This is a genomic window from Arthrobacter sp. Marseille-P9274 (assembly GCF_946892675.1).
In the GTDB taxonomy this organism is placed as follows: Bacteria; Actinomycetota; Actinomycetes; order Actinomycetales; family Micrococcaceae; genus Crystallibacter.
The window spans coordinates 1,983,577-2,005,741 of record NZ_CAMPOV010000001.1 but is presented as its reverse complement, the minus strand read 5'-3'; the positions used below and the strand labels follow the sequence as shown (position 1 = coordinate 2,005,741).

Below are 22,165 nucleotides of genomic sequence, written 5' to 3'. Positions count from 1 at the left end.
AACCGGCGCCGGCAAGCGCGCCGGCAAGTCCAGGAAAGGACGGCAAAGATGGCGTTGAACGTGGCGGATGAACTCGTGGACCAGCTCAATTGGCACTGGGAAAACCAGGCCAGGCCCCGGTTGGACGGCCTGACGGACGAGGAGTACTTCTGGGAACCGGCGGAGGGTTGCTGGAACGTGCGCCACCGTGGCACGAGCCATGCTCCGATGGCCGTGGGCTCCGGGGATTTTACGATCGACTTCGCGCTGCCGGAACCGGTGCCGGCGCCGGTGACGACGGTGGCGTGGCGGCTCGGCCACGTTCTGGTGGGCATCCTGGGTGCCAGGAATGCCTCGCACTTTGGCGGACCGGCCGTTGACTACGAAAGCTACGACTACCCGGGCACGGCCGACAAGGCGCTCGCGCTGCTCGACGGCGAGTACCGGCACTGGATCGACGGTGTCCGGGGACTAGGGGAAGAGGGGCTGGCCAGGCCGTGCGGGCCGGCGGAGGGACCGTGGGGCGACCGTTCAATGGCCGCCCTGGTCCTGCATATCAACCGGGAGATGATCCACCATCTCGCGGAAGTCGCGTTGCTGAGGGACTTGTTCGCCCACCGGCAATAACGACGGCGGGCGGTTGCCTAAGCCGGACGGCTTGGATCCGTCCGGCATGGGCGCCGGTGGTGGCCGCGGGGCCGCGGCCCCCGGTTAGTGATGCGGCTGATCGGTGAAGGGCCGGCTGGGAAGGGAGCCGTTGGACCAGTCCCGCAGGGACCGTTCCTCCGGAGTGTGGCCGAGTCCGTCGCCGCGGACGATGGCGAAGGTAGCCACGAGGATTGTAATGAAAACCAAGACCAGGAAGAGTTCCATGCCTTTATGGTCCTCCCGCTGCCCGGCAAAAAAGAGTGGCAGAAACGACGCCAATCATCAAAAAACTGCCATACTGGAACCATGCTGAAAAACGTAGCCGCCATCGTGCTCCCTGGGGCTTCGCCGTTCGAGTTCGGCGTGGCCTGCGAGGTCTTCGGCATCGACCGCTCGGCCCGCGGCACCGGCGTTCCTGCCTTTGATTTCAAGGTCTGTTCCGTCCATCCCGGCCCGCTCGACACGAAGGCCGGGTTTTCCATCGACGTGCCGCACGGACTGGAGGCCGCGGAAGCGGCCGACCTCGTCGTGGTGGCCCCGTACCAGAATGAGGACCCGCTGCCCGAGGAGGTCAAGCAGGCGCTGCGGCGGGCCCACTCCCGCGGCGCCTGGGTCATGTCGCTGTGCTCCGGCGCGTTCGTGCTGGCCGAAGCAGGGCTGCTGGACGGTCGGCGGGCGACCACTCACTGGCGCTATTCCCGGCAGCTGGCGGACGAGTACCCGCTGATTAGCGTCGACGAGAACGTCCTCTACGTCGAAGACGGGCGGATCATCACCAGCGCCGGCACGGCCGCCGGCATCGACGCCTGCCTGCACCTGATCCGGACCGAGCTCGGCGCCGGCGTCGCCGCGGGCATCGCCCGGGACATGGTGGTGCCGCCGCACCGCGAGGGCGGCCAGGCGCAGTACATTGCCCGGCCGATGTCGCTGGAAGGCTGCAACACGCTCCGGGACCTCGTCGTCTGGCTCGGGGAGAATCTCGACAAGGAGGTGTCGGTCGCCGAGCTGGCCAGGCGCGTGCACATGTCCGACCGGACCTTCGCCCGGCGGTTCCGGGCCGAGACAGGGACGACGCCGGCTGCATGGGTCAACGCACAGCGGGTGCTGCTGGCGCAGGAACTGCTGGAAAGCTCGGACCTGAACATCGATGAGGTTGCACGGGCCACGGGCTTCGGCCAGGCCGTCCTGCTGCGGCACCACTTCGTGAAGGCGCTCGGTATTTCCCCGGCGAGCTACCGAAGGACGTTCCGCGGCGCAGCTGCGGTCCCGGTCGGTTAGAAAGGCAGCAGGCAGGCAGCCGCCGGCGAACGAAGCCGGCAGGAGCGACGGCCGGGCGCACAAAAAGGCCCGCTGCTGTTTGCCACAGCAGCGGGCCTTGCCGGTGCCCTCGATAGGATTCGAACCTACGGCCTTCTGCTCCGGAGGCAGACGCTCTATCCCCTGAGCTACGAGGGCGCTGCACCGCGATACGTGCCGGTGCGTTTGGGACTCATAGAGCTTATCAGTAAGAGGGGCCCAAGGCGCAAACCGCCCCGGCTGCGGCCGTCCGCGGCGGCCCGTGTGCCCATGCTCACAATGAATTCCGCGCGGACGGCGGGCTGGCGCCGGACCTTTATGCTTAATGGGTGACTCCTGAAGAACTTTCCGCTGCCATTGCCGCCTGCCTGCGTGACGCCGTCGCCGCGGGCGATTTCGCCGTCGAAATTCCGGCGGAGGTCCGGGTGGAGCGGCCGAAGAACCGCGAGCACGGAGACTGGGCCACGAACGTGGCCATGCAGCTGGGCAAGAAAGCGGGGATGAACCCGCGCCAGTTCGCGGAGATCCTGAGCGCACGCCTGGCCAAGATCGACGGCGTCACGAAGGTGGATATCGCCGGTCCGGGCTTCCTGAACATCACCGTGGACGCGGCCGCCGCCGGCTCGCTGGCCCGCACCATCGTGGAAGCAGGCCCCGCCTACGGCACCGCCGAGGAGTACGCCGGCAAGCGGATCAACCTGGAGTTCGTCTCGGCCAACCCCACCGGACCCATTCATCTGGGCGGTACCCGCTGGGCGGCGCTGGGCGATTCGCTGGCGCGGATCCTGCAGGCGCAGGGTGCTCAGGTCACGCGCGAGTACTACTTCAACGACCACGGCACGCAGATCGACCGCTTCGCCCGGTCGCTGCTGGCCAGCGCCAAGGGGGAGCCGGCGCCCGAGGACGGCTACGGCGGGGAGTACATTTCCGACATCGCCCGGGCCGTCCTGGAACAGAATCCGGAGGCGCTTTCCGCAGCCGACCCGCAGGAGGAATTCCGCAGCCGCGGCGTCGAGCTGATGTTCGCGGCCATCAAGAAGTCCCTCCATGAGTTCGGCGTGGACTTCGACGTCTACTTCCACGAGAACGACCTTTTCGACTCCGGGGCCGTCTCGGCGCTGCTGGAACAGCTCAAGACCTCCGGCAGCCTGTACTTCGAAGCGGGCGCCTGGTGGCTGAAGTCGACGGATTTCGGGGACGACAAGGACCGCGTGGTCATCAAGTCCGACGGCGACGCCGCCTACATCGCCGGGGACATCGCTTACTTCAAGAACAAGCGGGACCGCGGCTTCGACCTGTGCATCTACATGCTCGGCGCGGACCACCACGGCTACGTGGCCCGGCTCAAGGCCGCGGCGGCAGCCATGGGGGACAGCGCCGAACGGGTGGAGGTACTGATCGGCCAGATGGTCAACCTGGTCAAGGACGGCGTGCCGGTGCGGATGTCCAAGCGGGCCGGCACCGTGGTCACGATGGAGGACCTGGTGGACGCCGTGGGCGTAGATGCCGCGCGCTACGCCCTGACCCGCTCGCACGCGGACTCGAACATCGACGTCGACCTGGACCTGCTGACCCGCCGCAGCAACGAGAACCCGGTCTTCTACGTGCAGTACGCCCACGCCCGCACCTGCGCCGTGGCCCGCAACGCCGTGGACGCCGGCGTGGACCGCAGCGCCTTCGACGCGTCGCTGCTGGACCACGCGACGGAGAATGAGCTGCTGGCCCATCTGGGCGCGTACCCCTCGGTCGTCGCGACGGCCGCCAAATTCCGCGAGCCGCACCGGGTGGCCCGCCACCTCGAGGTCATCGCCGGCGCCTACCACCGCTGGTACGACTCCTGCCGCGTCACGCCGCTGGGGGACGCGGAAGTGACGGACCTGAACCGGACGCGGCTCTGGCTCAACGACGCAACCACGCAGGTGCTGGCCAACGGGCTCGGGCTCCTCGGCGTGACCGCCCCGGAAAGGATGTAGCCCGATGACCGCGCAAACCTCTGCCGCCTCGCCGCTGGCCCCGGCATGGCTTGAGTACCCTGAGGATGCCAACGAACTGCTGCCGAAGATGTGGGCCCGCGATGTGGCCCGCGGGGCCGGCGGCGAACTGGAGATCGGCGGCATCCCGGTCAGCGAGCTGAAGGCCCGCTTTGGCTCGCCGCTGTTCATCATGTCCGAGGCGGACTTCCGTGCCCGCGCCCGCGACTTCAAGCAGTCCTTCGATGAAGCCTTCGCGGAGCTCTGCGGGGGAGTGGACGTCTACTACGCCGGCAAGTCCTTCCTCTGCACCGAGGTGGCACGCTGGGTCGAGCAGGAGGGCCTGCGCCTGGATACCTGCAGCGGCGGCGAGCTCGCCGTCGCCGCCCGGGCCGGCGTTCCTGGCAGCAAACTGGGCCTGCACGGCAACAACAAGTCCGACGCCGAACTCCGCCGGGCGCTGGACATGGGCCTGGGCCGGATCGTCGTGGACAGCCTCGACGAACTGCACCGGCTGGGGGCCATCGCGGCAGAGCGCAACGAGCGCGCCAACGTGATGCTCCGGCTGACCCCGGGCGTGCACGCGCACACGCATGAGTTCATCGCCACCGCCCATGAGGACCAGAAGTTCGGCCTGTCCATGGCCGGGATCTCCGAGGCCATGACGGACTCGCCCGCGGAGCAGGCGGTCCGCGCGGCCCTCGGCTACGGTTCGATCAACCTGCTGGGACTGCACTGCCACATCGGATCCCAGATCTTCGAGCCGGAAGGGTTCGCCCTGGCCGCCGAGCGACTGCTCGAGTTCGTCGCCAGGATGCGCGCGGACTACGGCGCGGAGCTGGCCGAGCTGGACCTCGGCGGCGGCTACGGCATCGCTTACACGGATGCCGACACGCCGCGCCCGCCGGCCGAACTGGCCAAGGCGATGGCCGCCGTCGTCCGTTCCACCTGCACCCGCCTGGGGATCGAGGTGCCGCGGATCTCGATCGAACCCGGACGCGCCATCGTCGGACCCAGCACCTTCACCCTGTACGAAACGGGGACACTCAAGACGGTCAACGTGGACACGCCCGACGGCGGAACGTACCCGAGGCGCTATGTCTCGGTCGACGGGGGCATGAGCGATAATGCCCGTCCCGTGCTCTACGACGCGGACTACTCCGTGGTCCTGGCCTCGCGTGTGACGCAGCAGCCGGCAATTATTTCCCGCGTGGTTGGCAAACACTGCGAGAGCGGTGACATTGTAGTCAGGGACGCGTACCTGCCTGCCGACATCGTCGCCGGCGACTTGCTGGCCGTGCCGGGCACCGGGGCGTACTGCTGGGCGCTGGCCAGCAACTACAACTATGTTGCCCGCCCGGGCGTGGTGGCCGTGGCGGACGGCGAGGCCCGCCTGATTGTGCGCGGCGAAACCGAAGAAGACCTGCTGGCACGCGATCTGGGCTGAGCCTTAGGCCACGCAGCCGCCAGGCCAGCGAACGACGCATGGCAGTTTTTACCAACACGGGAGTTAGAGCAGCAATGAACACGCTGAAAGTGGCACTGTTGGGGTGCGGAAATGTCGGATCCCAGGTGGCGCGGATACTCCTTGACGACGGCGAAGACCTGGCCCGCCGTTCAGGGGCCCGCCTGGAACTGGCCGGCATCGCCGTGCGCAACCTCGACGCGCCGCGCGACGTCGAGCTGCCGCGCGAGCTGTTCACCGACGACGCCGAGGCCCTCGTGAAGGATGCCGACGTCGTCATCGAACTCATGGGCGGCATGGAACCGGCACGGTCGCTGATCCTGCGCGCCGTGGAGCACGGCGCCTCCGTGGTCACCGGCAACAAGGCGCTGCTGGCGGCCGACGGCCCGGCGCTGTACGAGAAGGCCGCCGCGGCCGACGTCGAGCTGTACTTCGAGGCCGCCGTCGCGGGCGCCATCCCGATCCTGCGGCCGATCAGCGAGAGCCTTGCGGGCGACCGGATCACGCGCGTGCTCGGCATCGTCAACGGCACGACGAACTACATCCTGGACCAGATGGATACCACCGGCGCCGACTTCGCCGATGCGCTGAAGGCAGCGCAGAAGCTCGGCTACGCGGAAGCGGATCCGACGGCGGACATCGAAGGCCTGGACGCGGCGGCGAAGGGAACGTTGCTGGCCTCGCTGGCCTTCCACACGGTGTTCCCGCTCGACGCCGTGCGCTGCCAGGGCATTACCTCCATCACGGCCGGGGACATCGAGGCCGCCCGCGACACCGGTTTCGTCATCAAGCTGCTGGCGATCGCCGAGAAGCAGACCGCCAAGGATGGCAGTGCAGGCGTCTCGGTGCGCGTGCATCCGACGCTCCTGCCGCGCACCCACCCGCTCGCCGCCGTCCACGGCGCCTTCAACGCGGTCTTCGTCGAGGCGGAGAACGCCGGCCAACTGATGTTCTACGGCCAGGGAGCCGGCGGCCGGCCCACTGCCTCGGCCGTGGTGGGCGACGTGGTCGCCGCAGCGCGGCGGATCGTCAGCGGCGGGCGCGGCCGCACCGAGACCACCGGGGAGCAGCTGCAGGTGCTGGGCGAGGACAGCATCCTCACCAGCTACTACATCGGCCTCGACGTGGCGGACCAGCCCGGCGTGCTCGCCAGGATCGCGCACGTTTTCGCCGACCACGGCGTATCAATCGAGGTCATGCGCCAGACCATGCACACCGAGGATCTGCTCAGCATCGCGGACGGCAGCGCCACCGCCGAGCTGCGCATCATCACGCACCGCGGCACCGAGGCGTCGCTGGCCGCCACGGTGGAAGCAATCAAAGACCTCGACGTTGTCAATTCAGTAACTTCTGTCCTGCGAGTAGAAGGAGTCTAAGTGGCTCACCAATGGCGCGGCGTCATCCGCGAGTACGCCGATCGTCTGCCGGTCACGGACGAGACCGAGATCGTGACCTTGGGCGAAGGCGGCACGCCGCTGGTCCATGCCAAGGCGCTCTCCGAGCTGACCGGTTCGACCGTGTACCTGAAGGTCGAGGGCATGAACCCGACCGGATCGTTCAAGGACCGCGGCATGACCATGGCCATCACGGCCGCGGTGGAAGCGGGAGCGAAGGCCGTCGTCTGTGCCTCGACCGGGAACACCTCCGCCTCGGCCGCCGCGTATGCCACCCAGGCCGGGCTGAAGTGTGCGGTCCTGGTGCCCGCCGGCAAGATCGCGATGGGCAAGATGAGCCAGGCGATCGCCCACGGCGCGGAGATCATCCAGATCAACGGCAACTTCGACAACTGCCTCGACGTGGCGCGCAAGCTCTCCGAGGCGTACCCGGTCTTCCTGGTCAATTCGGTGAACCCGGCACGCATCCAGGGGCAGAAGACGGCGGCCTTCGAGACCGTCGACTACCTCGGCGACGCCCCCGACATCCACGTGATGCCCGTCGGCAACGCGGGCAACATCACCGCGTACTGGAAGGGCTACCAGGAATACGCGGCCGAGTACGAGTCCAAGACGGCCGGCACGCTGCCCGCCGTAGCCACCAAGACCCCGCAGCTGTGGGGCTTTCAGGCAGAAGGGGCCGCCCCGCTGGTCCTGGGACATCCGGTCACCGAGCCCGAGACCATCGCCACCGCCATCCGGATCGGCAACCCCGCCTCCTGGCAGACCGCGGTTGCCGCCCGTGACGAATCGGGCGGCCTGATCGAGTCCGTGTCGGACGAGCAGATCCTGGCGGCCCACCGGTGGCTGTCCTCCCGCGAAGGGGTCTTCGTGGAGCCGGGGTCCGCAGCCGGCGTCGCCGGACTGATCAAGAAGCACGAGGCCGGCGAAGTGCCCTCCGGCAAGACCATCGTCATCACGGTCACCGGACACGGCCTGAAGGACCCGCAGTGGGCCCTGCGGACCGAAGATGGCGGCGAGGTGACTCCCGTGAAGGTTGATTTCGACGTCGTCAGCGTGGCTGCAGCCCTTGGCCTCGAGTAGCGCCCCCGTGAGGACCTTCGAACGCACCGCGATCGCCGCGGGCCAGCGCGTGAGCGTGCGGGTCCCGGCGACGAGCGCCAACCTTGGCCCCGGCTTCGATAGCCTCGGACTGGCGGTGACGCTGTACGACCAGGTCTCGGTGGTTTCCACCGACGACGGCGTGTTCAGCGCCGAGGTCACGGGCGAGGGATCCGCGGAACTGCCCCGGGACGAAAGCCATCTGATCATCGCCACGATCAGGGACACGCTCGGCCGGGTTGGCTTTGAAAGCAACGGCTTGCGGCTGGAAGCCACGAACGTCATTCCGCACGGACGTGGCCTGGGCTCGTCGGCCGCGGCGATTGTCAGCGCTGTGCTCTTGGCGAACGCGCTGCTGCCCGCCGATGACAGGTTATCCGGGCAGGAGGTCCTCCAGCTGTGTTCGGCGCAGGAAGGGCATCCGGACAACGTCGCCCCGGCGCTGGCCGGCCGGCTTGCCATCTCCTGGGAGACTGCAGGGTCATTCTTCAGTACCGCCGTCGATGTCCATCCGGACGTCATCCCGATCGTGGCCATCCCGTCGTACGAGCTGTCCACGGAGACCGCGCGCAACCTGCTGCCGGTTTCCGTCCCGCACCATGTCGCCGCCGCCAACGCGGGCCGGGCCGCCCTGCTGGTGCAGGCGCTCACCCGCGACCCGTCGCTGCTGCTGCCGGCCACGGTGGATGCGCTGCACCAGAGCCACCGGGCACCGGCCATGGCCCCCAGCGCCGATCTCATGGCGTCGCTGCGTGCCGCGGGTTTCGCGTCCGTGGTTTCCGGGGCCGGTCCGACGGTCATGACGCTGGCCCGCGGACGGCAGCAGGCGGACCGCATCCTGGAACAGATCCACGCCATTGTCGCTGGATCGCCAATTGCCGACGGCTGGCGTGTTCTGGAACTGGAAGTCGACACAGATGGTGCTAAAGTGGAGATGCACCGCCGGAATTAACCGGCTTGGCAACCTGTCGAGAGCGGCCGCTGGCAATTTGGCACCGGCCACGAAGTACCGGCAGCGGGGCCATGATCCGGTGCAGCCTCCTGAGGATCCGTCGAGGAATTACTAAGTGCCGTGCCACGCGCAGCAAACGCGGACGGCGCATCCCTAAGACCGATTGAACGGCCGTCCGAGGTTTTTCCACAATCACTCGGCTTTGCCAGGTGCCGCACTTCGGCAAACCCGACCCGGCTATGTTTCTTATGCATCAGCCGGGATGCAAACAACGCGGTCCGCTTCCGATGCGGCCGCCCGACGAGGGGGAAGGATCCTTCGTGACAGAAACCACTGACCTGACTGCAGGTGTGGCGACAACATCAGACTCACCTGCGCCTAAGAGTGCAGGACTTGCCGGACTGAAGCTTGCACAGCTGCAGGCTCTGGCCACCCAGCTGGGCATTACGGGTGGTTCGCGGATGCGCAAGAGTGACTTGGTAGCGGCGATCTCCGACCACCAGCGTGGTTCGTCCGTCGCAGACCGGCCCGCCAAGGCCGCGGCGCGTGCCACCGTGACGGAAGCGCCGACGGCGCCCGAGGCGACGGCCGAGACCGCCGGGTCCAACGGCCAGACGAAGACTGCTCCGAAGACCGGCGGGGACCTGAACAAGGCCGCAGAACGCGTGACCCGGTCCCGGACCCGCAGCCGCCGGGCCACGAGCGACGGCACCGTCACCGAAGCGCCCGCAGCAGCACAGGCGCCCGCCGCCGAAGCCGCTGCCCCGGCAGCCGAGGCGCCCGCCGCCGAAGCCGCCCCGGCCCAGCCCGAGACGCAGCGGCCCGAGGCTGAAACCGGCCGCGAGGGCGGCCGTGGCCAGGGACGCACCCGTAACCGCCGCGCCGCGCAGCAGACGGAGCAGGTCGAAGGCGGCGCCGAGCGCCGCGAGCAGGGCGAAACCGCCGGTGCCGAAGCACCCAAGGACGGCCAGGGCACCCAAGAGGGCCAGGGAAGCCAAGGCAACCAGGATGGACAGGGCGACCGCCGCGAGCGGCGCGACCGCGACCGCGGCCGCGGCCGCGGGCGTGACGGCGACGGCCGCGACACGGAGACGCGCGATGACTCCGAGGACGGCGGACGCAACCGCAACCGCCGCAGCCGCAACCGCCGGGACCGCGACGGGGATTCCGGCAACACCCGCTTCCGCGACCGGAACGACCGCCGCCGCGGCCGTGACCGCAGCCCGGATGTGGATGACACCGAGATCAGCGACGACGATGTCCTGCTGCCGGTCGCCGGCATCCTCGACGTGCTGGAGAACTACGCCTTCGTCCGCACCTCCGGCTACCTGCCCGGGCCGAACGATGTCTACGTCTCGCTGGCACAGGTGAAGAAGTACAATCTGCGCAAGGGCGACGCCGTCGTCGGTGCCATCCGTGCACCGCGGGACGGCGAGAACCCGAACCAGAACAGCCGGCAGAAGTTCAACGCCCTGGTCCGGCTGACCTCGGTCAACGGCAAGCCCGCCGAGGACAACAAGGACCGCGTCGACTTCACCAAGCTGGTTCCGCTGTACCCCTCCGAGCGCCTGCGCCTGGAAACCGAACCCAAGAAGATCGGGCCGCGCGTCATTGACCTCGTCGCGCCGATCGGCAAGGGCCAGCGAGGCCTCATCGTCTCGCCGCCCAAGGCCGGCAAGACGCTGATCCTGCAGTCCATCGCGAACGCCATCACCATCAACAACCCCGAGGTCCACCTCATGATGGTCCTGGTCGATGAGCGTCCGGAAGAAGTCACGGACATGCAGCGCACGGTCAAGGGCGAGGTCATCGCCTCCACCTTCGACCGCCCTGCCGATGACCACACCACGGTCGCCGAACTCGCGATCGAGCGGGCCAAGCGCCTGGTGGAAATGGGCATGGACGTCGTCGTCCTGCTGGACTCGATGACCCGCCTGGGCCGCGCCTACAACCTGAGCGCGCCGGCCTCCGGCCGCATCCTCTCCGGCGGTGTGGACTCGTCCGCGCTGTACCCGCCGAAGCGCTTCTTCGGTGCTGCGCGCAACATCGAGAACGGCGGCTCGCTGACCATCCTCGCCACGGCGCTGGTGGAAACCGGTTCCAAGATGGACGAAGTGATCTTCGAGGAATTCAAGGGCACCGGCAACATGGAACTGCGGCTCTCCCGCAGCCTGGCCGACAAGCGGATCTTCCCGGCCGTGGACGTCAATGCGTCCGGTACCCGCCGCGAGGAGAACCTGCTCTCGCCTGAGGAAGTCAAGATCATGTGGAAGCTGCGCCGGGTCCTTTCGGGCCTCGACACGCAGTCGTCGCTTGAGCTGCTCACCGGCAAGATCCGCGAGACGCAGTCCAACGTCGAGTTCCTGATGCAGGTCCAGAAGACCACGCTGGGTTCCAAGTCCGACGACGACAGGTAGCTGCCCTAGCCGCCCAAAACATGCCGGCCCTCCCTGATGGCGAAGGCCGCGGCCCTTTCGGCTCCGCTCCCGCGGACCGGCCTGGCCGAAGCCGAGAAGGCTGGCATGTTTTGGGCGGCTGTTGCTGTTAAACCGCACATGGGCGTCCCGGGTGTCCGGAGACCGCCGTCGTTACTTAGACTGAGACAAGAGTCGGAAGAGGTTAGAGATGTTTGAGTCCGTCCAGGGCTTGTTGGATGAGCACGCTCAGCTGCAGCAGCAGCTGAGCGACCCCGCCGTGTACGCCGACCAGGCGCTGGCACGCAAGCTGGGGCGCCGCTCCGCCCAGCTGAACGGGATCGTCGAAGCCCACAAGCGGTGGAAGCAGCTCTCCGAAGACCTGGGCGCGGCCCGGGAAATGGCGACCGAGGATCCGGAGTTCGCCGCGGAAGTCCCCGGGCTGGAAGCCGAGCTCGAAACCGCGCAGGAGCGGCTGCGCCGGCTGCTCATTCCCCGGGACCCGGACGACGCCCGCAACGTCATCATCGAGGTCAAGGGCGGCGAAGGCGGCGACGAGGCGGCGCTGTTTGCCGGAGACCTCCTGCGCATGTACACCCGTTACGCCGAAGGCCGCGGCTGGAAGACGGAGATTATCTCCGCTACCGAGTCCGACCTGGGCGGCTACAAGGACGTCTCGATGGCCATCAAGGGCTCGTCGAACGACCCTGCCGAGGGCGTGTGGGCACGGTTGAAGTTCGAGGGCGGCGTGCACCGCGTCCAGCGCGTGCCCGTCACCGAATCCCAGGGCCGTATCCACACGTCGGCCGCCGGCGTGCTGGTGCTGCCTGAGGTGGACGAGCCGGAAGAGATCGACATCAGCCAGAACGACCTGAAGATCGATGTGTACCGTTCCTCCGGGCCGGGCGGCCAGTCGGTCAACACCACGGACTCGGCGGTCCGGATCACACACCTGCCCACCGGCATCGTGGTTGCCATGCAGAACGAGAAATCGCAGCTGCAGAACCGCGAAGCGGCCATGCGTGTGCTGCGCGCCCGCTTGCTGGCGCACCAGCAGGAGCAGATCGACGCCGCCAATTCGGAGACCCGCAAGTCGCAGATCCGCACCATGGACCGTTCGGAGCGGATCCGGACCTACAACTTCCCGGAGAACCGGGTGGCCGACCACCGTACCGGCTATAAGGCCTACAACCTCGATGCCGTGATGAACGGGGAGCTCGAGCCAGTCATCCAGTCGGCCATCGAGATGGACGAACAGGCGCGGCTCGACGCTCTGGGCGAGGACCACTAAGCGACGTGGCTGCGGTAACTCTCGCCGAGGCGCTGGCCGAGGCGGCCCGGCTCCTCGCGGAGGCAGGCGTTCCGAGCCCGCGGGTTGATGCCGAGCTGCTGGCCGCGCACCTGCTGGGCGAATCCGCCGGTCGGGTCAGGGCATTGGCCCTGACCGGCGCCGCCAGCCCGGAGGGCCTGGCCGAACTCGTGGCCGAGCGTGCCGGCCGCGTTCCGCTGCAGCACATCACGGGTAAGGCGTACTTCCGCCACCTGGAGCTCGACGTCGGGCCGGGCGTCTTCATCCCGCGGCCGGAGACGGAAACGGTCGCCCAGCACGCCATCGACGCCGCCCGCCGGACGCCGGGCGCGAAGGTCGTCGACCTGGGCACGGGTTCCGGAGCCATCGCCGGTTCCATCGCCAGCGAGGTCCCCGGCGCCGAGGTATACGCCGTCGAACTCAGCGAGCTTGCCCACGCGTGGGCTGCCCGGAACCTGGAACCGCTCGGGGTCGCACTGGTTCGGGGGGACCTGCGGACCGCGCTGGAAGAACATGACGGAACGTTCGACGTCGTTGTTTCCAACCCTCCGTACATACCCCCGGACGCCGTGCCCGTCGACCCGGAAGTAGCCGAACACGACCCCGAGCTGGCCCTTTACGGCGGGGGAGCGGACGGCATGGAGCTGCCCCGGGCCACCGCCGCCAGCGCCGCGCGCCTGCTGAAAAGCGGCGGCTACTTCATCATGGAACACGCAGAGGTGCAGGCGCGGGCCGTGTCGAAATTGCTCGTAGACGCCGGCTGCTGGAACGATGTTGGCACGGTCTCCGATCTCACCGGACGAGAGCGTGCGACCGCCGCTGTCAAGCGTTAGCGGCGCCAAGAATGAAAGAATGAAACCTGTGACCCCCACATTCAATTGCCAGGACGAAGTCGAGCGCAGCGAAGGGCTGGCCGCCGCACAGACGGCCCTCAGCAGCAAGCAGTGCGTGGTGATCCCGACCGACACGGTCTACGGGATTGCCGCGGACGCCTTCTCGCCGCAGGCCGTCGCCACGTTGCTGGCGGCGAAAGGGCGGAGCAGGAAGATGCCGCCCCCGGTCCTGATCCCGCGGCCCCAGACCATGGACGGACTCGCGGTTGACGTCAGTGCCGACGCCCGGCTGCTGGCCGACACGTTCTGGCCCGGCGGACTGACGCTCATCTTCCATGCCCAGCCTTCGCTGACGTGGGACCTGGGAGAGACGAAGGGCACCGTGGCCCTGCGCATGCCGGATGACCGGATTGCACTGGACCTGCTCGCGCTGACCGGGCCGCTGGCCGTTTCCTCGGCCAACCGGACCGGCCGCCCGGCCGCACAGACCGCCGCGGAGGCGTTCGCCCAGCTCGGCGAGTCCGTCGAGGTCTACCTCGAGGCAGGGGAGCGCGACGCCGGGTCGGTCCCGTCGACGATCGTTGACTGCACGTCCACCCCGCTGCGGGTGGTGCGCGAAGGCGCGCTCAGCCTCGAGCGGCTGCGCGAAGCGGTCCCCGGCATCCTCGGCCTTGGCGAGGAATTGCCGCAGCAGGCGCCCGAAGAAGCATCCGTGGACGCGCCGGAGTCTGTTCAGCCGCGGAGCGAGGCAACGGACGACGACGAATCCGCGCCGCAGTCCCGGGAAGGGACCGTCGGGGCATGAACCAGCCCGCCCCGGCCCCCGGCAGGACCGCCAGCAGCGACAAGGCGCTCTGGCTCTGGTCGCAGTTCCTGCTGGACTCGTTCTCCTGGATCGTAGCCATCGTCCTGGCGGTCTACCTGCGCTATGAAATGCAGCTGAGCGAGCTGCGCCTGCCCGGCATCCTGGTGCTTTGCGGCATCGCGATCGCATCGCAGTTCGCGGTGGGATCGGCCTTCGCGCTGTACCGCGGCCGCTACAGCTTCGGCAGCTTCCACGAGGCAAAGCTGCTGGTGATCGTGACGGTTTCCGTCTCGGCGATCATGACGGTGGCGCTGCTGTTCTTCGGCATCTCGATGAGCATCGCCCGCGGCATCGGCCTCATCGCCTTCCCGTTCGCCTGCCTGTTCATGGCCGCCATCCGCTACCTCAAGCGGATGTACGTCGAGAGCAAAGCCAAGCCGGGGGAGCAGGCGGCGCGGACCCTGGTCTACGGGGCCGGCTTCGTCGGAAAATCCATCGTCACCCGCATGAGCAACGATCCGGCCTCGCCCTGGCTGCCGGTGGGTCTGATCGACGACAATCCGGCCAAGAAGCATCTGCGCATCGCCAGCGTCCCGGTCCTCGGGCGGATGGCGGACCTTCCGGACATTGTGGCCAGGACCAACGCGACGGTGCTGCTGATCGCGATTGCCAATGTCGATGCCAAGCAGGTCCGGCACATTTCCGACGTCGTCGCCGGCCTGAACATCAAGGTCCTGGTCGTGCCGCCGCTGAAGGACATGCTGACCGGCGGGTCGGAGTTCTCCTTCCGCGAAGTTGCCATCGAAGACCTGATCGGCCGCCACCCGGTCGACATCCACGTCGACGAGATCGCCGGATACGTCAAGGGCAAGCGCGTCCTCGTCACCGGCGCCGGCGGCTCGATCGGATCCGAGCTGTGCCGCCAGATCAATGATTTCGAGCCGGCCGAGCTGATCATGCTGGACCGGGACGAAACCGGCCTGCAGACCACCCAGATTTCCCTCACCGGGCAGGGCCTGCTGGACGGGAAAGACACCGTGCTGGCGGACATCCGCGACGCAGAGGCACTGACCTCGATCTTCGTCGACCGCAAGCCCGAGGTGGTCTTCCACGCCGCGGCGCTCAAACACGTCTCCCTGCTGGAGCAGTATCCGGAAGAGGCGTGGAAGACCAATGTGCTGGGCACGCTCAACGTGCTCAAGGCGGCCCGTGCGGCCAACGTCCAGACGTTCGTGAACATCTCCACCGACAAGGCCGCCAACCCGACGACGGTCCTGGGCCATTCCAAGCGTGTGGCCGAGAAGATCACCGCGTGGGTGGCCCGCGAATCAGGGCTGAAGTACGTGTCTGTGCGGTTCGGCAACGTGCTCGGCAGCCGCGGCTCGGTCCTGCCGCTGTTCAACGAGCAGATCCGCAACGGGGGCCCGGTGACGGTCACGGATGCGGAAGCCACCCGGTTCTTCATGACGATTCCGGAAGCCTGCCAGCTCGTGATCCAGGCCGGGGCCATCGGCCGCGGCGGCGAGGTGCTCATCCTCGACATGGGCGAGCCCGTGCGCATCCTCGATGTCGCGCAGCGCATGATCGCCATGTCCGGCAAGCAGGTCGACATCGTGTTCACGGGACTGCGCCCGGGCGAAAAGCTGCACGAGGATCTGATCGGCGAGGGCGAGGGCGACTCCAGGCCGCTGCACCCCAAGATCTCCCATGCCTGCATCGACGCCCTCGACCCGACCCGAATGTCGCTTGAGGAGTGGAAAAGCCGCCAGCATCAGCCGATTGCGGGCCACGTGGCGGAGACGGCGAAATGACCCAGCTGGTGGCCGCCGTCGTGGCCTTCGGCCTCAGCCTCGGGCTGCCCGTCCTGCTTAAGCCGGTGCTGCTCAGGCACGGCGTCCTCGACATCCCCAACGAACGGTCCTCGCACACCGAGGCCGTGGTCCGGGGCATGGGCATCACCGTCGCCGCAGGCGTGGCCGGCGGCCTGCTCGTCGCCATCGTCGGGGCAGGCGCAGGCGAAGGACCGCTGCTGGCCGCTGTAGGCGGTGCCGCGCTGGCCGCCGCGCTCCTAGGCTGGGCGGAGGACTTCCGGGGGCTGGGCATTAAGGCCAGGTTCCTGCTGCAGCTGGCCATCGGGGCGGTGGCGACGGCCGCGCTGGTCCAGCTGACGGAGGCGTCCTGGTGGTGGGTCCCGCTCGGCGCCGTCGCGGTCGCCGGCTACATCAACGTGGCCAACTTCATGGACGGCGTCAACGGGATCTCGGGCCTGCATGGGCTGGCCGTCGGCGGCATGTTCGCCGCCGTCGGCGCGATACACGGGATGCCTTGGCTCGTTTCGGCAGGCCTGGTCATTGCCATGGCCTTCGCAGCGTTCCTGCCGTGGAACCTGAGCGGACGCAACTTCCTTGGCGACGTCGGAAGTTACCTGCTGGGCGGATCCCTGGCGGTCACGGGGGTGGCGGCCTTCCTGTCCGGCGTGGGACCCGAAATGCTGCTGGGACCGGTCGCCGTCTACCTGGCCGATACCGCGACGACCCTGCTGCGGCGCATCAGCGCGGGGGAGCAGTGGTACGCCCCTCACCGCCAGCATGTTTACCAGCGGCTGACCGACGTTGGGTTGAGCCACCTGCAGTCCGCCATGCTGGTCACCGTGTGCTCGCTGCTCACCGGAATCTGCGGCATCGTCGCGGGAGCGGGCGCGCTGCCGGTCAAGGTGGCCGCGCTGGCGGCAGGGGCCGCAGTGCTCGTTTTGTATCTGAGGGCGCCCCGGATCCTGGGGCGTCGACGGCAAGGTTACGCAACTGGTCGGTGAACGGGACAGCCGGGGGAACGAACGAGTTCTATCTCGTGTAGAATTCATCTGGCCGGTAAAACGGTCTTCCCCGCCTACTGACTGAATGGACAGCCATGAGTGCACGCGAACCCAACGGCCGCCGCGCCGTTGCCGGTGCACCCATCCGGGCTGCGGGTCCCACCGCTTCTCCCTGGCTGAGCATCCTGGCCAAGGCGGCGGCGGCGGCCGGTGCGGCCACCTTGCTGGTCATGCTCCTTGGTGCCGTCGTCGCCGGTGGCAACGCGGCCCTCGGCGCTCTGCTTGGAGCGGCGCTGGTCATGGTGTTCTTCGCCATCAGCCTGCTCGTCGGACATTTCGTCGGCAGGAACAATCCCTCGGGTGCCATCGGTGCGTTCATCGCTACGTATGTGCTTAAGGTCGTCGGCTTCGGCGCGGCGCTCTTCGTCGCAGGTAGGCCGGACTGGCTGGACACCACCTGGTTCTTCATCGCGGCCGTGGTCGCGGTGGTCGTATGGCAGGGTGCCGAAGTCTTCGCTTTTTCGCGTGTCCGGTACCAGATCTATGCTGACTCTCCCGAGGGTGCCCCCGGCACTGCCGGAAAGGACGAGCGGCATGCCGGCTGAGCCCTCCCCGGATAGCACGAACGGCGGCCGGAAATACCAAGGCGGCAACACGTTGGCCACCTATATCATTGGCGGGATCATCGCCTGGGGTTTGATAGGGTGGGGGCTGGACTTTCTGTTGAATACCCGCTGGCTGTTCATCGTCGGAGCCGTTCTGGGCGCCGGCGGCGGCTACTATCTGGCCCGAAAACACAACCTCACCCGCAGCCCCAAGCGCAGGCGTGGGGGCCGGGAAACCAACAACTAAATGCCAACAACTTCATACGGTGGCGTGCCCTTGGCGGCAGGCCACCCCGAAACGCCCAATGATGGACACTGCAGAGAGGAAACGCGTTGATCGCGCTTGCGCTTCCGGCGGCCGCTGATGAAGGTGGCTTCGTCCCACCAACCCTCGAAGATATGCATCTTCCCGAAGTCCTTCCTTGGGCCGCGGAATACGGCACAGGATTCGGAAAGCAGATGCTGCTGGTGCTCCTTTCCGTGGTCCTGATTTCCTGGTTCTTCGTTGCGGCTGCCCGCCGCGGCAAGCTCGTTCCCGGCAAGATGCAGTTCCTCGGCGAAATGAGCTACAACTTCGTCCGCAACTCCGTGGGCAAGGACATCATCGGCGAACGCGACTACAGGCCGTTCGTGCCGCTGCTGTTCGCCCTGTTCTTCTTCATCCTGGTCAACAACCTCTTCGGCTCGATTCCGCTGATCCAGTTGCCGACGACGTCGCACGTGGGCACCGCTTACGCGCTGGCCGGCATCGTGTACGTGACCTGGATCGTCCTGGGCATCAAGAAGCACGGTATCGGCTACTTCAAGCTGGCCGTCGTACCGTCCGGTGTCCCGAAGGCGATCCTGCCCCTGGTTGTCCTGATCGAAATCATCTCGACCTTCCTGGTCCGTCCGGTCACGCACAGCCTCCGTCTTTTCGCCACTATGCTGGCGGGCCACTTGATCATCATGCTGGCAGGCGCGGGCTCCGCGTTCCTGCTCACCCAGGACGAGTTCCTGCTCAAGCCGCTGGGCCTCCTGACGCTCGCCGGCGGTGTCGGCATGTACCTCTTCGAAATCCTGATCCAGGTCCTGCAGGCCTACGTATTTACGCTGCTGACCGCGATCTACATCCAAGGCTCCCTGGCCGAGGAACACTAAATTTCCCCTCTGGGGAAGCTCCTGAACCAAACAACCTGCCCTTAGCGGCATCTTGAAAGGAAAATAATGGAAGGCAATCTCAACCTCGTAGGTTACGGTCTCTCCGCCATCGGCGGTGCCATCGGTGTGGGCCTGGTATTCGCTGCTTACATCAATGGAGTTGCCCGTCAGCCCGAGGCCCAGCGCGTGCTGCAGCCGATCGCCTTTTTGGGTCTGGCACTGACCGAAGCTCTGGCTATCCTCGGCCTGGTGTTCGCGTTCGTCCTCTAGTCGGCATCGCGCACTTTTCAAACCGAGTAGATAGGACGGGTGAGATATGAATGAGACAGTAATCCTCGCCGCCGCGGAGGGCGTCAACCCTCTGGTCCCTAACATCTGGGAAATCCTGGTAACGCTGCTTGGCTTCGCCGTGCTCATGTTCATTGTCGTCAAGTACGTCGTTCCGGCGTTCGAGAAGACCTATGCAGAGCGGGCCGAGGCAATCGAAGGCGGAATCGCCAAGGCCGAGGCCGCGCAGGCCGAGGCAAGCGCCGCCCTTGATGAGTACAAGCAGCAGCTGATGGATGCCCGCACCGAAGCCAACCGCATCCGCGAGGAAGCACGTGCAGAGGGCGCCCAGATCCTGGCGGATCTGAAGGAGAAGGCTGCTGCCGAGGCATCGCGCATCAGCGACCAGGCACAGGTGCAGATCGCTGCCGAGCGCCAGACCGCAGTGACTTCGCTGCGCAGCGAAGTCGGCATCCTCGCCACCGAGCTCGCAGGCAAAATCGTCGGGGAGTCCCTGAACGATGATGCACGCGCCGCTCGCGTCGTGGACCGCTTCCTGGCCGACCTCGAGACGGCCGCGCCGGCGTCCCAGAGTGCAGGTGCTGCGAACTAATGGCAGGTGTATCGAGCGAGTCACTGAAAGCGGCACAGCTGGAACTTGAGGCCAAGCTGCCGACGGCTCCACTGTCCCTGGCAGAGGAACTCTTTGCAATCCTAGGCCTGCTGGACAGCAATGCTGGACTGCGCCGGAGCCTGACTGACCCCTCGCGTGAAGGCAAGGACAAAGCCCGGCTCGTTTCGGAGCTGCTCGGCGGAAGTGTTTCTGCCGACGCCCGGACCGTCGTCGAGGGCCTGGCCGCTTCGCGGTGGGCCTCAGCGCGTGACATTGGTGATGCCCTGGAGACCCTCGCGGCGACTACGGCGATCGCTGTCGCGGAGAGCAAAGGCACCGGCCTTGACGGACTCGAAGGTCTGGAGAACGACCTGTTCAGCTTCATCAGGGCGGTCAATGCGGACCACGGTCTGCAGCGAGCCCTGTCGGAGCCTCAGGCATCGTCCGAGGCCAAGGTGCGGCTGGCCCTCAAGCTGGTTCCGCACGCCGGTTCGGAAGCGCAGGTCCTGATCAGCCAGGCCGTGTCCGCCCCGCGCGGACTCAAGCCGACTGCCCTCGTCCAGCGTTTCGTGGAGCTTGTCGCCCAGCGCCAGCAGCGCTGGATCGCCGAGGTCAGCGCCGCCCGTCCGCTGACCCCGGGTCAGATCGCGCGGCTGCAGGCAGGGCTGGACAAGCTGTACGGCCGCGAGCTGAAGATCAACGTCAACGTTGACCCATCGCTGGTTGGCGGAGTCCGTGTCCAGGTCGGGGACGAAGTGGTCGATTCATCGGTCATTGCCCGCCTGGCGGAACTTCAACGGAAGCTCGCGGTCTAGCTGGTCCCGCAGGGACGAGCTGGCCACGGCCTCATCACAGACTGAATTACACACAGGTCGCCGCAGGCGGCGATCGCAACATAGGAGAGCAGGGACTGCAGATGGCCGAATTGACCATCAACGCCGACGACGTCCGTAATGCACTGAACGAGTTCGCGGCATCCTACGAACCCGGAACGGCCGAGCGCGTTGAAGTTGGCCGCGTAACCACCGCCAGCGATGGCATCGCACGTGTGGAGGGCCTTCCCTCCGCCATGTCGAACGAGCTGCTGCGTTTCGAAAACGGCATCCTGGGCCTGGCCCAGAACCTCGACACCCGCGAAATCGGTGTCGTTATCCTCGGTGAGTTCACCGGCATCGAAGAAGGCATGGAAGTCCACCGCACCGGTGAAGTCCTGTCCGTGCCCGTCGGTGACAACTTCCTCGGCCGCGTCGTCGATCCCCTCGGCGAACCGCTCGACGACTTGGGACCGATCGAGGCCGAGGGCCGTCGTGCCCTGGAACTGCAGGCGCCGGGCGTGACCCAGCGTAAGTCGGTGCACGAGCCGATGCAGACCGGTCTCAAGGCCATCGATGCCATGATCCCGATCGGCCGCGGCCAGCGCCAGCTGATCATTGGAGACCGCCAGACCGGCAAGTCCGCCATCGCGATCGACACGATCATCAACCAGAAGGCCAACTGGGATTCGGGCGACGTCAACAAGCAGGTCCGCTGCATCTACGTTGCCATCGGCCAGAAGGCGTCCACCATTGCGGCCGTCCGCAAGACCCTGGAAGAGAAGGGCGCGCTCGAGTACACGACCATCGTGGCCTCTCCCGCATCCGACCCGGCAGGCTTCAAGTACCTGGCTCCTTATGCCGGCTCGGCCATCGGCCAGCACTGGATGTACGGCGGCAAGCACGTCCTGATCGTGTTCGATGACCTCTCCAAGCAGGCCGAGGCCTACCGTGCCGTTTCCCTCCTGCTTCGCCGTCCGCCGGGACGCGAAGCCTACCCGGGCGACGTTTTCTACTTGCACTCCCGCCTCCTCGAGCGTTGCGCCAAGCTCTCCGACGAGCTGGGCGCTGGTTCGATGACCGGCCTGCCGCTGATCGAGACCAAGGCCAACGACGTTTCGGCCTACATCCCGACCAACGTCATCTCCATCACCGACGGCCAGATCTTCCTGCAGTCGGACCTCTTCAACGCCAACCAGCGTCCCGCGGTCGACGTCGGCATCTCGGTGTCCCGCGTCGGCGGTTCCGCCCAGGTCAAGGCCATGAAGAAGGTCTCGGGTACCTTGAAGCTGGAGCTGGCGCAGTACCGCGACATGCAGGCCTTCGCCATGTTCGCCTCGGACCTCGATGCCGCTTCCAAGCAGCAGCTCGAGCGCGGCGCACGCCTGACGGAACTGCTCAAGCAGGGCCAGTACTCGCCGTTCCCCGTCGAGGAGCAGGTCGTCTCCATCTGGGCCGGCACCAAGGGCTTCCTTGACGATGTCCCGGTTGAGGACATCAACCGCTTCGAGTCGGAATTCCTGGAGCACCTTCGCCACCGGTCGCAGGCACTGACGACCATCGCGCAGACCAACGTGCTCGAGGATTCCACGATCGAGGAGCTGACCGCGCAGATCACCGAATTCAAGAAGGGCTTCTTCGGTGAAGGCGACAACCAGCTCGTCGGTGCAGGCCATGAGGAGTACGACGCTCTGGCCCAGGACGCCGTCGACCAGGAACAGATCGTCCGGCAGAAGCGCTAATTCGTTTT

General features: G+C 67.0%; 21 protein-coding genes and 1 tRNA gene. 20 read left to right on the top strand and 2 right to left on the bottom strand.

What is annotated here, in order from left to right; genetic code table 11:
* Positions 1 to 48: 48 nt before the first annotated feature.
* On the top strand, positions 49 to 606 hold the full coding sequence (locus tag OC550_RS09150) for a DinB family protein (RefSeq protein WP_262105349.1): 558 nt from the start codon (positions 49 to 51) through the stop codon (positions 604 to 606).
* A gap of 84 nt (positions 607 to 690) precedes the next feature.
* Here the strand turns inward: OC550_RS09150 and OC550_RS09145 are convergent, their stop codons facing one another.
* Entirely contained in the window at positions 691 to 852 is a 162-nt protein-coding gene (locus OC550_RS09145; protein WP_262105347.1) for a hypothetical protein, read from the bottom strand.
* Positions 853 to 933: 81 nt separating this feature from the next.
* Between OC550_RS09145 and OC550_RS09140 the strand changes: the two genes are divergently transcribed.
* Positions 934 to 1,905, top strand: a complete 972-nt coding sequence (locus OC550_RS09140) for a GlxA family transcriptional regulator (RefSeq protein ID WP_262105346.1) — start codon at positions 934 to 936, stop codon at positions 1,903 to 1,905.
* Positions 1,906 to 2,009: 104 nt separating this feature from the next.
* Here the strand turns inward: OC550_RS09140 and OC550_RS09135 are convergent.
* Positions 2,010 to 2,082, bottom strand: a tRNA-Arg gene (locus OC550_RS09135).
* A gap of 170 nt (positions 2,083 to 2,252) precedes the next feature.
* On the opposite strand from OC550_RS09135, the gene argS reads away from it, so the two are divergent.
* From argS to atpA, 18 genes are all read left to right on the top strand, one after another.
* The gene (gene argS, locus OC550_RS09130; protein WP_262105344.1) at positions 2,253 to 3,896 is read left to right on the top strand and encodes an arginine--tRNA ligase; all 1,644 of its coding nucleotides are present in this window, start codon (positions 2,253 to 2,255) and stop codon (positions 3,894 to 3,896) included.
* A 4-nt stretch (positions 3,897 to 3,900) separates the two neighbouring features.
* The gene (gene lysA, locus OC550_RS09125) at positions 3,901 to 5,340 is read left to right on the top strand and encodes a diaminopimelate decarboxylase (RefSeq protein ID WP_262105342.1); all 1,440 of its coding nucleotides are present in this window, start codon (positions 3,901 to 3,903) and stop codon (positions 5,338 to 5,340) included.
* 74 nt (positions 5,341 to 5,414) lie between these two features.
* The gene (locus OC550_RS09120) at positions 5,415 to 6,734 is read left to right on the top strand and encodes a homoserine dehydrogenase (RefSeq protein WP_262105340.1); all 1,320 of its coding nucleotides are present in this window, start codon (positions 5,415 to 5,417) and stop codon (positions 6,732 to 6,734) included.
* Positions 6,735 to 7,835 (top strand): threonine synthase, encoded by a 1,101-nt coding sequence (gene thrC / locus OC550_RS09115; RefSeq protein WP_262105338.1) that lies wholly within the window; start codon positions 6,735 to 6,737, stop codon positions 7,833 to 7,835.
* Positions 7,836 to 7,842: 7 nt separating this feature from the next.
* On the top strand, positions 7,843 to 8,805 hold the full coding sequence (gene thrB, locus OC550_RS09110; RefSeq protein ID WP_262105336.1) for a homoserine kinase: 963 nt from the start codon (positions 7,843 to 7,845) through the stop codon (positions 8,803 to 8,805).
* A 320-nt stretch (positions 8,806 to 9,125) separates the two neighbouring features.
* Complete coding sequence (gene rho, locus OC550_RS09105; RefSeq protein WP_262105334.1) at positions 9,126 to 11,222, top strand: transcription termination factor Rho; 2,097 nt, start codon at positions 9,126 to 9,128, stop codon at positions 11,220 to 11,222.
* Positions 11,223 to 11,430: 208 nt separating this feature from the next.
* The gene (gene prfA, locus OC550_RS09100; RefSeq protein WP_262105332.1) at positions 11,431 to 12,510 is read left to right on the top strand and encodes a peptide chain release factor 1; all 1,080 of its coding nucleotides are present in this window, start codon (positions 11,431 to 11,433) and stop codon (positions 12,508 to 12,510) included.
* Positions 12,511 to 12,515: 5 nt separating this feature from the next.
* A complete protein-coding gene (prmC, locus tag OC550_RS09095) occupies positions 12,516 to 13,361 on the top strand; it encodes a peptide chain release factor N(5)-glutamine methyltransferase (protein ID WP_262105331.1) in 846 nt (281 codons plus the stop codon).
* Positions 13,362 to 13,389: 28 nt separating this feature from the next.
* Entirely contained in the window at positions 13,390 to 14,166 is a 777-nt protein-coding gene (locus OC550_RS09090) for an L-threonylcarbamoyladenylate synthase (protein WP_262105329.1), read from the top strand.
* Positions 14,163 to 15,977, top strand: coding sequence for a nucleoside-diphosphate sugar epimerase/dehydratase (locus OC550_RS09085; RefSeq protein WP_262105327.1), 1,815 nt, complete (start codon positions 14,163 to 14,165; stop codon positions 15,975 to 15,977). Before OC550_RS09090 ends, OC550_RS09085 begins: the two co-directional genes overlap by 4 nt.
* Positions 15,974 to 16,978: a glycosyltransferase family 4 protein gene (locus OC550_RS09080; RefSeq protein ID WP_262105325.1), complete on the top strand. Its 1,005-nt coding sequence runs from the start codon at positions 15,974 to 15,976 to the stop codon at positions 16,976 to 16,978. The genes OC550_RS09085 and OC550_RS09080 overlap by 4 nt, the downstream gene beginning before the upstream one ends.
* A 95-nt stretch (positions 16,979 to 17,073) precedes the next feature.
* Positions 17,074 to 17,583, top strand: coding sequence for a hypothetical protein (locus OC550_RS09075; protein ID WP_262105323.1), 510 nt, complete (start codon positions 17,074 to 17,076; stop codon positions 17,581 to 17,583).
* Positions 17,573 to 17,830 (top strand): hypothetical protein, encoded by a 258-nt coding sequence (locus OC550_RS09070; RefSeq protein ID WP_262105321.1) that lies wholly within the window; start codon positions 17,573 to 17,575, stop codon positions 17,828 to 17,830. Before OC550_RS09075 ends, OC550_RS09070 begins: the two co-directional genes overlap by 11 nt.
* Before the next feature lie 86 nt (positions 17,831 to 17,916).
* The gene (gene atpB, locus OC550_RS09065) at positions 17,917 to 18,723 is read left to right on the top strand and encodes a F0F1 ATP synthase subunit A (protein WP_262105319.1); all 807 of its coding nucleotides are present in this window, start codon (positions 17,917 to 17,919) and stop codon (positions 18,721 to 18,723) included.
* A gap of 66 nt (positions 18,724 to 18,789) precedes the next feature.
* Positions 18,790 to 18,993 carry an ATP synthase F0 subunit C gene (atpE, locus tag OC550_RS09060; protein ID WP_005268527.1) on the top strand — a complete coding sequence of 68 codons (204 nt, stop codon included), beginning with the start codon at positions 18,790 to 18,792 and terminating at the stop codon, positions 18,991 to 18,993.
* Positions 18,994 to 19,039: 46 nt separating this feature from the next.
* Positions 19,040 to 19,603 carry a F0F1 ATP synthase subunit B gene (locus OC550_RS09055; RefSeq protein ID WP_262105316.1) on the top strand — a complete coding sequence of 188 codons (564 nt, stop codon included), beginning with the start codon at positions 19,040 to 19,042 and terminating at the stop codon, positions 19,601 to 19,603.
* The gene (locus OC550_RS09050) at positions 19,603 to 20,418 is read left to right on the top strand and encodes a F0F1 ATP synthase subunit delta (protein WP_262105314.1); all 816 of its coding nucleotides are present in this window, start codon (positions 19,603 to 19,605) and stop codon (positions 20,416 to 20,418) included. Before OC550_RS09055 ends, OC550_RS09050 begins: the two co-directional genes overlap by 1 nt.
* Positions 20,419 to 20,519: 101 nt before the next feature.
* Positions 20,520 to 22,157, top strand: a complete 1,638-nt coding sequence (atpA, locus tag OC550_RS09045) for a F0F1 ATP synthase subunit alpha (protein ID WP_262105313.1) — start codon at positions 20,520 to 20,522, stop codon at positions 22,155 to 22,157.
* The last annotated feature ends 8 nt before the right edge of the window (positions 22,158 to 22,165 follow it).